The following is a 6154-nucleotide window of genomic DNA, read 5'->3' on the forward strand; positions in this document are numbered from 1 at the left end:
TCGGACATGACGTTCACGCTCACGTTGGAGGACCGGGCCTGCGGCGCCCTCGTCGGAGCCGCCGTCGGCGACGCGCTCGGCGGCCCGGTCGAGGGCTGGACCCCGGACCAGATCGTGGAGCGGCACGGCGGCCGCGTACACGGCATCGTCGGCCCCTGGCACGAGGACTGGCGCACCGCCCGCCCCATCGCCCCGTACCACAAGGGCGACGGGCACGTCACGGACGACACCCTCATGACGCACGCGCTGGTACGGGTCTACGAGGCCGTACGGGACCATCTCGACGCCTACGCCGTCGCCGACCACCTGGTCCCCGACCTGATGACGAACCCGCGCTGGATCCCGGAACTCGAGGCCGAGGCGCTCCCCTTGCAGCGGATCTTCCTCGCCGAGAAGTGGATCGTGACCCGCCTCCACTACGCGCACGCGGACCCGCGCGAGGCGGGCAGCGGCAACATCGTCAACTGCGGTGCGGCGATGTACATGGCGCCGGTCGGGATCGTCAACGCGGGCAATCCGGCGGGCGCGTACGCGGAGGCGCTGGACGTCGCCGGCGCGCACCAGTCCTCCTACGGGCGGGAGGCCGCGGGCGTGTTCGCGGCGGCGGTCGCGGCGGCGTGCGTGCCGGGTGCGACGGCCGCCTCGGTGGTGGACACGGCCCTGTCCCTGGCCAAGGACGGCACCCGCGCGGCCATCGCCGCGGTACGCGAAGCAGCCGCCCGCCACCGGGACTTCGAGTCGGCCCTCGTCCCGCTGCGGGCCGCGGTGGCCCCGTACGACTCGGTCGGCCCGGACTACCGCGCCCCTTCGCTGGGCGCCCGCCGCCCCTCGCGCCTGCACTCCATCGAGGAACTCCCGATCGCCCTCGGCATGCTGCTGATCGCGGACGGCTCCTACGAGACCTCCGTGCTCGGTGCCGTCAACTACGGCCGGGACTGCGACTCCATCGCCACCATGGCGGGCGCGATCGCCGGAGCCCTGGGCGGCGAAGCGGCGGTCCCGCCCGCCTGGGCGAAGCAGGTCGCCGAGGCCAGCCGCCTGGACCTGCACGCCCCGGCCGCCGCGCTGGCCGCGGTGGCCCGCGAGGTCTTCGCCCTCGACCTCTCCCGCCGCCGCACCCACGAGACCGCCTTCACCGCCCTCGCGGACCCCCGATGACCCCGCCGCAGCCCCGGCCGGGGCCACCTCCCCCGTCGGCGGCCCCGCCGTCGCCCGGCGGCGCGGCTCTCCCGGCCCCGGAGCCCTCGGCCCGCACGCGTCCGGCCGCCGCGACAACGGGGTCCCCCGCCCGGTCCGCCGGTTCCCGGCCGGAGAACCCGGTCCCGGCCCGGGGCGACCGGGTGCGGGTCACCTGGGTGCAGCCCGAGGACCTGATCGGGCACGAGCTGCGGCAGGCGGTCGAGGAGGGCCGGGACGCGGAGGCCGTCCGGCGGGCCTGGCTGGCGGCGGGCGGCCACCCGGCCCCGGAACGGGCCGGCGCCTCCCCCACCCCGGCCTCCCCGGAACTCCGCACCCTCGCGACCCGCCTCCTGGACGACCTGGCCCTGCTTCCCTCCCCGTTGGCCGCCGACGAGCCGGAGTCATGGGAGTCCATCCGCGCCACCTGGCCCGAGCCGGGCCCCGGCCGGCACCCGGCCCGGCCCGCGCAGCGGGAGCCCAGCCGGCTGGAGGGCACCCGGTCCGACCCCGGCCCGGGGCCAGGCGGCACACCCCGCACCGCCGGGCCCGGGCCCGACCCCGGTCTGCCGACCCGGCTGGAGGCCGCCTGGCTGGGGCGGGCCGTCGGGTGTCTGCTCGGCAAGCCCGTCGAGAAGCTGCCGCTCCACGGGATCCGGGCGCTGGCCCGAGCCGCCGGGAACTGGCCGCTGGACGACTGGTTCACCGAGCGCGGCGTCCCGCCGGAGGTACTGGCCGCGCACCCCTGGAACCGCCGCTCGGCCTCCACCTCCCTCGCCGAGAACATCGACGGCATGCCCGAGGACGACGACCTCAACTACCCCCTCCTCGGCCTGCTCCTCCTCCAGCGGCACGGCAAACGCTTCACCACCGCCGACGTCGGCCGGCTTTGGCTCGACGAACTCCCCGCCGGCCGGACCTTCACCGCGGAACGCGTCGCCTACCGCAACCTCCTCCAAGGCCTGGAGCCCCCGCTCACCGCCACCCGCCACAACCCCTTCCGCGAGTGGATCGGCGCCCTCATCCGGGCCGACGTCCACGGCTGGACCAACCCGGGCGACCCGGCCGCCGCCGCGGCCCAGGCCCACCGCGACGCCGTCCTCACCCACACCGCCAACGGCGTGTACGCCGCGCTCTTCGTCGCCGCCGCCACCGCCGAGGCCGCCACCGGCCGGGCCGACGTCCACACCGCGCTGCGGGCCGGGCTGGCCGTAGTACCGCCCCGCTCCCGCCTCGCCGAGGCCGTCCGCTTCGGGATCGCGACGGCGGAGCGCGAGGCCGCCTTCGACCGCGTCGCGGACCGGCTGCACGCCCGCTACGGCCACCACCACTGGGTCCACGCCCTCCCCAACACCGCCCTGATCGCCGCGGCCCTCACCCACGCGGACGGGGACTTCACCGGCTCCATCTGCCGTGCGGTGTCCGGCGGTTGGGACACCGACTCCAACGGGGCCACCGCCGGCGCCCTCGCCGGTCTCCTGGCCGGCTCGCCGCAGGGCATCCCGCACCGCTGGACCGCACCCCTCAAGAACCGCCTCGCCACCACCATCCCGGGCTTCGACGGCGTCGGCTTCGACACCCTCGCCCGGCTCACCGCACAGGAGGCAGCACGCTCATGACGGCCATCGCCGTGCTCGGCAGTACGAACATGGACCTCGTCGCCTACGTCCCCAAGGCCCCCCGCCTCGGGGAGACCGTCACCGGCCGCGCCTTCCGCACGGTCCCCGGCGGCAAGGGCGCCAACCAGGCCGTCGCCGCGGCCCGCCTCGGCGGGGAGGTGGTGATGATCGGCGCGGTCGGCGCCGACGAGTTCGGCGTACGGCTGCGCTCCGCGCTCACCGCGGCCGGGGTCGAGACGGCGGCCCTGCGCACCGTGGAGGGCCCCAGCGGCACCGCCCACATCACCGTGGACGACGAGGGCGCCAACAGCATCATCGTCATCCCCGGTGCCAACGCCCGCGTCACCGGTCTGGAGGCGGGCGACGAGTCCCGGATCGCCGCCTGCGGGGCCCTGCTCCTCCAGCTCGAACTGCCCCTGGAGGCCGTCCTCGCCGGAGCCGTGGCCGCCCGTGCGCACGGTGTCCGTACGGTCCTCACCCCGGCCCCCGCGCAGCCGCTGCCGGCCGAACTCCTCGCCGCCACCGACCTGTTGGTGCCGAACGAGCACGAGGCCGCCGCCCTCACCGGGCTCACCGACCCCCGCCAGGCGGCCGAGGCCCTGCTCCAGGACGTCCCCGAGGTGGTGATCACCCTCGGCGCGGCCGGAGCCCTGTACGCGGCCCGGGGCCGGGATCCGCTGACGGTGCCCGCACCCCGGGTCCGGGCCGTGGACACCACCGCGGCCGGGGACACGTTCGTCGGCGCGCTCGCGGTGGCCCTGGGAGAGGGCCGCCCGATGCCGGCGGCGCTGCGCTGGGCCCAGGCGGCGGCCGCCCTCTCCGTCCAGCGCCCGGGCGCCCAGGACTCGATGCCGACCCGCCCCGAAACCGACGCCCTGGCCCTGGCCGGGCGGGACACGGAACCCGGACGGGCCGCCGGGCCCGGCGACCCGGGCCGTACCCCCGGTGACAGGCCCGAGGCCGCGCCGGGAGCCACCCCGTGAGGCCCTCCGTGCCGGGCACGGCGCCCCGGCCACAGGGGACCACCGGTCGGGCCGACGGGCACCGGCCCGTGGTCCAGGACGCCGCCCCGGGAAACGGCCCCTCCTCCGCCGCTGCCCCGGGCCCCGGACCCGGACCCGGCTCCGGCTCCGGCGAGGGGAAGGGGCTGCCCGCCGGCGCCCGGCCAGGGTCAGGGCCCCTGCAAGGGCTCCGCGTCCTCGACCTCGCCACGCTGTTCGCCGGGCCGTTGGCCGCCACCCTCCTCGGGGACTTCGGCGCCGAGGTGGTCAAGGTCGAGCACCCGGGGCGCCCCGACCCCTCGCGCGGGCACGGGCCCGCCAAGGACGGCGTCGGCCTGTGGTGGAAGCTGCTCGGGCGGAACAAGCGGACGATGACCCTCGATCTGTCCACCCCCGGCGGCCGGGACACCCTGCTGCGCCTCGCCGCCACCGCCGACGTGGTCATCGAGAACTTCCGCCCCGGCACCCTGGAGAAGTGGGGTCTGGGCTGGCCCGAGCTGTCCGCCGCCAACCCTCGGCTGGTGCTGGCCCGCGTCACGGCCTTCGGCCAGCACGGCCCGTACGCCCACCGCCCCGGCTTCGGCACCCTCGCCGAGGCGATGAGCGGCTTCGCCGCGATCACCGGCGAGCCGGACGGCCCGCCGACCCTGCCGCCCTTCGGACTCGCGGACTCCATCGCCGCCCTGACCACCGCCTACGCGGTGATGACCGCGCTTGCCGGCCGCGACCGCACCGGGCACGGCCAGGTCGTGGACCTGGCCATCATCGAGCCGATCCTCACCGTGCTCGGCCCCCACCCGCTCTGGTACGACCAGCTCGGCTACGTGCAGCCCCGTACCGGCAACCGCTCCACCAACAACGCCCCCCGCAACACCTACCGCAGCGCCGACGACCGCTGGCTGGCGGTGTCCACCTCCGCCCAGTCCGTCGCCGAGCGCGTCATGCGGCTGGTGGGCCGGCCCGAGCTGATCGCGGAGCCGTGGTTCGCGACGGGATCCGGGCGTGCGGCCCACGCGCACCTCCTGGACGAGGCCGTCGGCGGCTGGATCGGCCGCCACAAGGCGGAGGAGGTCGTCGCCGCCTTCGAGGACGCCGAGGCCGCCGTGGCCCAGGTCTACGACGTGCGGGACGTGATGGCCGACCCCCAGTTCGCGGCCCTGGACACGGTCACCGAGGTCGAGGACCCGGAGCTCGGCCCGCTCCGGATGCAGAACATCCTCTTCCGGCTGTCCGAGACGCCCGGCGGGATCCGCTGGGCGGGCCGCCCGCACGGCGCGGACACCGACGAGGTCCTGACCGAACTCGGCCTGACCGGCGCCGAGATCACCGCCCTACGGCGGGAGGGGGCGCTGTGATCCTGACCTGGCTGTACGCACCGGGCGACCGTCCGGCGGTGGTCGCCAAGGCCATCGGCTGCGGGGCGGACGCCGTCATCGTGGACCTGGAGGACGCGGTTCCGGCCTCCCGGAAGGAGTACGCCCGCGCCGCCACCGCCGAACTGCTCGGGGACCGGCCGCCGGTACCCGTCCACGTACGCGTCAACGCGCTCGACTCGCCGTGGGGCGGCGCCGACCTCACCGCCCTCGGGGGGCTGCACGGTCTCGCCGGGCTGCGGCTGCCCAAGATCAGCGCGCCGGAGCAGGTGGTCGCCGCCGCGGACCGCACGGGCGGGGTGTGCCTGCACGCGCTGCTGGAGTCGGCGGTGGGGGTGGAGCGCGCGTACGAGATCGCCCGCGCGCACCCGGCGCTGCGCGGGCTGTCGCTCGGGGAGGCGGACCTGCGGGCCGACCTGGCGGTCAGTGCGGAGGCGGGCCTGGACTGGTGCCGGTCGCGGGTGGTGGTGGCGGCCCGGGCGGCGGGGCTGGCCCCGCCGGCCCAGTCGGTCTTCCCGGACATCCGGGACCTGGAGGCGCTGGCGGTGTCCTGCGCGCGGGGGCGCTCGCTGGGCTTCCTCGGCCGGGCGGCGATCCACCCCCGGCAGCTGCCGGTGATCGAGCGGGCCTACCTCCCCGCTCCCGCGGAGGTGGCCGCCGCGGAGGAGATCCTCACGGCGGCCCGGGCCACCCCGGGCGCCCTGGCCCTCCCGGACGGCCGCTTCGTCGACCCGGCCGTCGTCGCTGCCGCGCGCCGCACCCTTGCGCTCTCGCGCCGAGCGACCGCCTGAGCCGGACAGGGGGCCCTGCGGTCGGCTCCCCCGGGCTCCGCCCGGACCCGCGCCTCAAACGCCGGCGAGGCTGAATGTGCACCCCGGTGCGGGTCAAAAACCGGGGCTCCGCCCCGCACCCCGCGCCTCAAACGCCGGCGAGGCTGGATCTGCCCGACCTCAGCCTGCAGCGCAAGCCGGGGCCAAAACAAGCC

At 77.0% G+C, this 6154-nt stretch carries 5 protein-coding genes; all 5 read left to right on the forward strand.

Annotated features, from left to right (window positions below):
* Positions 1 to 6 precede the first annotated feature (6 nt).
* The 5 genes from ACFTXQ_RS33320 (at position 7) to ACFTXQ_RS33340 (ending at position 5960) form a co-directional block, all read left to right on the forward strand.
* Positions 7 to 1158 (forward strand): ADP-ribosylglycohydrolase family protein, encoded by a 1152-nt coding sequence (locus tag ACFTXQ_RS33320; RefSeq protein WP_382648365.1) that lies wholly within the window; start codon positions 7 to 9, stop codon positions 1156 to 1158.
* Positions 1159 to 1340: 182 nt separating this feature from the next.
* The gene (locus ACFTXQ_RS33325; protein ID WP_382648367.1) at positions 1341 to 2795 is read left to right on the forward strand and encodes an ADP-ribosylglycohydrolase family protein; all 1455 of its coding nucleotides are present in this window, start codon (positions 1341 to 1343) and stop codon (positions 2793 to 2795) included.
* On the forward strand, positions 2792 to 3778 hold the full coding sequence (gene rbsK / locus ACFTXQ_RS33330; protein ID WP_382648369.1) for a ribokinase: 987 nt from the start codon (positions 2792 to 2794) through the stop codon (positions 3776 to 3778). The genes ACFTXQ_RS33325 and rbsK overlap by 4 nt, the downstream gene beginning before the upstream one ends.
* A 164-nt stretch (positions 3779 to 3942) precedes the next feature.
* On the forward strand, positions 3943 to 5151 hold the full coding sequence (locus ACFTXQ_RS33335; protein ID WP_382648378.1) for a CaiB/BaiF CoA transferase family protein: 1209 nt from the start codon (positions 3943 to 3945) through the stop codon (positions 5149 to 5151).
* The gene (locus ACFTXQ_RS33340; RefSeq protein ID WP_382648372.1) at positions 5148 to 5960 is read left to right on the forward strand and encodes an HpcH/HpaI aldolase/citrate lyase family protein; all 813 of its coding nucleotides are present in this window, start codon (positions 5148 to 5150) and stop codon (positions 5958 to 5960) included. Before ACFTXQ_RS33335 ends, ACFTXQ_RS33340 begins: the two co-directional genes overlap by 4 nt.
* Positions 5961 to 6154 lie beyond the last annotated feature (194 nt).

The organism is Streptomyces sp. NPDC057010, from assembly GCF_042673805.1.
GTDB lineage: Bacteria > Actinomycetota > Actinomycetes > Streptomycetales > Streptomycetaceae > Streptomyces.